2 protein-coding genes are annotated in these 3,523 nt (G+C 71.6%); both read right to left on the reverse strand.

The window, feature by feature from the left end; all coding sequences use genetic code 11:
- Positions 1-134: 134 nt before the first annotated feature.
- Entirely contained in the window at positions 135-638 is a 504-nt protein-coding gene (locus J7E22_RS08095; RefSeq protein WP_214980727.1) for a peptide deformylase, read from the reverse strand.
- A gap of 1 nt (position 639) precedes the next feature.
- A partial coding sequence (locus J7E22_RS08100) for a pyruvate carboxylase (protein ID WP_251008873.1) occupies positions 640-3,523 on the reverse strand: 2,884 nt, incomplete at its 5' end.

Raw genomic sequence — 3,523 nt, forward strand, 5'->3', positions numbered from 1 at the left:
GGGCATGCTGGGGGTCCTGGGATGGAGGGGTGACGATGTCGGTGGGAAGCCGACAGCTGTACGGTACCTCCTCGTCAGGACAAAGCGACAATCCCGCGAAGGGGTGTCACGAGGAGTTCACGAAGGGCGAACGGTCAGTGGAACCAGTCCTGCTCGCGGATGTCGCGCAGGGCCTGCCGGCGGACCTCCGGATCGAGGGTCATCACGTACACCGTGCCGTCGAGGTGGTCGACCTCGTGCTGCAGCGCCTCGGCCATGAGTCCGGTGCCCTCGAGCACCACCTCGGCTCCGTCGACGTCCACGCCGCGCACCTTCGCGTACGGGTACCGACGCGTCGGGTAGCCGAGGCCCGGGACGGAGAGGCACCCCTCGTCCATCAGCTCCGGCTCCCCTGAGACCTCGACGATCTCGGGGTTGAGGACGTAGCCGACCTCGCCGTCGACGTTGTAGGAGAACGCACGCAGGCCGACGCCGATCTGCGGAGCGGCGACGCCCGCGCGTCCGGGTTCTTGGACGGTGTCGACGAGGTCCTGCACGAGGTCGCGGATGCCGGGCGATCCGAGTGCGTCGGGCGCGATGGGGTCCGCCTGGGAACGGAGGACGGGGTCGCCGAACAGGCGGATGGGACGGACGGTCACGTTACTGCAGCACCACCAGGAGGTCGCCGGCGTCCACCTGCTGGGTCACCGGGATCGCGAGTCGGCCGACGGTGCCCGCCACGGGCGCCGTGATGGCCGCTTCCATCTTCATCGCCTCGATGCTCGCCACGGCCTGTCCGGCCTCGACGACGTCACCGACGGCGACCTTGAGCGTCACGACCCCGGAGAACGGCGCCGGGACGTGCTTCGGGTCGGTCTTGTCCGCCTTCTCGGCGGCCTTGGTCTCGACCTCGATCGACCGGTCGCGCACCGACACCGGGCGGAGCTGACCGTTGAGCGTCGCCATGACCGTGCGGATGCCCCGCTCGTCGGCCTCGCCGATCGCCTCGAGCCCGACGAACAGGTTCACGCCGGTGCCGATCGTCACGATGTGCTCCTGGCCCGGGCGCAGACCGTACAGGTAGTCGACGGTGGGCACGACGGACAGGTCGCCGTACTGCTCGCGGACGCTCTGGAACTGCTTGGTGGGGCCCTCGAACAGCAGGCGGTTGAGTGCCTGCTGCCGCTCGGGGCCCGGGGTCGCGAGCGCCTGCTTCTCGGCGTCCGGGACCGGCGTGATCGTCACCTGGACGTCGCGGCCCGCGAGCACCTTCGACCGGAACGGCTCCGGCCACCCGCCCGGCAGGTCGCCGAGCTCGCCCGCCATGAAGCCGACGACGGAGTCGGGGATGTCGTACTTCTCGGGGTGCTGCTCGAAGTCGACCGGGTCGGCGTCGACGGCGGCGAGCTGGAGCGCGAGGTCGCCGACGACCTTCGAGGACGGCGTGACCTTCGGCGGCCGCCCGAGGATCCGGTTCGCCTCGGCGTACCAGTCCTCGACCTGCTCGAAGCGGTCGCCGAGACCGAGCGCGATCGCCTGCTGGCGGAGGTTCGACAGCTGGCCGCCGGGGATCTCGTGCTTGTAGACACGCCCGGTCGGACCGGCCAGGCCGGACTCGAACGGGGCGTAGGCGCGACGGACCGCCTCCCAGTACGGCTCGAGGTCACCGACGGCGCTCAGCGAGATCCCCGTGTCGCGCTCGGTGTGGGCCAGCGCTGCGACGAGCGCGGACATGCTCGGCTGGCTCGTCGTGCCGGCCATCGGCGCCGCGGCGACGTCGACCGCGTCCGCACCGGCGCGGGCGGCGGCCAGCAGGGTCGCGAGCTGCCCACCGGCCGTGTCGTGCGTGTGCACGTGCACGGGCTGGTCGAAGCGCTCGCGCAGGGCCGTGACGAGCCGTTCGGCCGCGGTGGCACGGAGGAGACCGGCCATGTCCTTGATGCCGATGACGTGCGCGCCGGCCTCGACCATCTGCTCCGCGAGGCGGAGGTAGTAGTCGAGCGTGTAGAGGTCCTCGGCGGGGTCCAGCAGGTCGCCGGTGTAGCAGAGCGCTGCCTCGGCGACGGCCGTGTCGGTCGCGAGCACGGCCTCCAGGGCGGGTCGCAACTGACTGACGTCGTTCAGCGCGTCGAACACGCGGAAGACGTCGACGCCGGTCGCGGCGGCCTCGGCGACGAACGCGTCGGTCACCTCCGTCGGGTACGGGGTGTAGCCCACCGTGTTGCGGCCGCGCAGCAGCATCTGGATGGGGATGTTCGGCATCGCCTCGCGGAGCGCCGACAGGCGCTCCCACGGGTCCTCACCGAGGAACCGGAGGGCGACGTCGTACGTGGCGCCACCCCATGCCTCCATGCTGAGCAGCTGCGGCGTCAGGCGCGCGACGTGCGGGGCCACCGCGACGAGGTCCTTCGTGCGCACCCGGGTGGCGAGGAGCGACTGGTGCGCGTCCCGCATGGTGGTCTCGGTCACCGCGAGCTCGGTCTGCGCCCGGAGGGCCTTCGCCCACTCCGCCGGGCCGAGCAGCCGCAGGCGGTCGCGCTGCCCCTCCGGCACCGGCGACGTCAGGTCCACTGCGGGGAGCTTCACCGCGGGGTCCACGACGAGGTCCGATCGGGGGCCGTTCGGGCGGTTCACCGTGACGTCGGCGAGCCAGTTGACGATCTTGGTGCCGCGGTCCTTCGACACGTGGCCGCCGAACAGCTGCGGGCGCTCCTCGATGAACTTCGTCGAGACGTCACCACGGGCGAAGTCCGGGTCCTCGAGCACGGCCTGCAGGAACGGGATGTTCGTGGACACCCCGCGGATGCGGAACTCGGCGAGGGCGCGCTTGGCGCGGGCCACGGCGGACGGGAAGTCCCGGCCGCGGCACGTCATCTTCGCGAGCATCGAGTCGAAGTGCGGGCTGATCTGCGCGCCGGTGGCGACCGTGCCGCCGTCGAGCCGGACGCCCGCGCCCCCGGGGCTGCGGTACGTGGTGATGCGGCCGGTGTCCGGCCGGAAGCCCTGCGTCGGGTCCTCGGTGGTGATGCGTGTCTGCAGCGCGGCACCGTGCACGGCCACCGTGTCCTGCGAGAGGCCGAGGTCGGCCAGGGTCGCACCGGCGGCGATCCGCATCTGGGACTGCACGAGGTCGACGTCGGTCACCTCTTCGGTCACGGTGTGCTCGACCTGGATGCGCGGGTTCATCTCGATGAAGACGTGCTGCCCCGCGCGCTCGCCCTCGGTGTCGAGCAGGAACTCCACCGTGCCGGCGTTCACGTACCCGATCGACCGGGCGAAGGCTACGGCGTCGCGGTGCAGTGCGGCGGCGACCGCCGGGTCGAGGTTCGGCGCCGGGGCGATCTCCACGACCTTCTGGTTGCGGCGCTGGACGGAGCAGTCCCGCTCGAACAGGTGGATCGTGCCCGCGTCGGTGCCCGTGGCGTCGGCGAGGATCTGCACCTCGATGTGCCGCGGACGGATGACGGCCTGCTCGAGGAACATCGTCGGGTCGCCGAAGGCGCTGTCGGCCTCGCGCATCGCCTCTTCGAGGGCGGCGCGGAGC

Origin of the sequence: Curtobacterium sp. ISL-83, from assembly GCF_018613895.1 — a bacterium.
In the GTDB taxonomy this organism is placed as follows: Bacteria; Actinomycetota; Actinomycetes; order Actinomycetales; family Microbacteriaceae; genus Curtobacterium.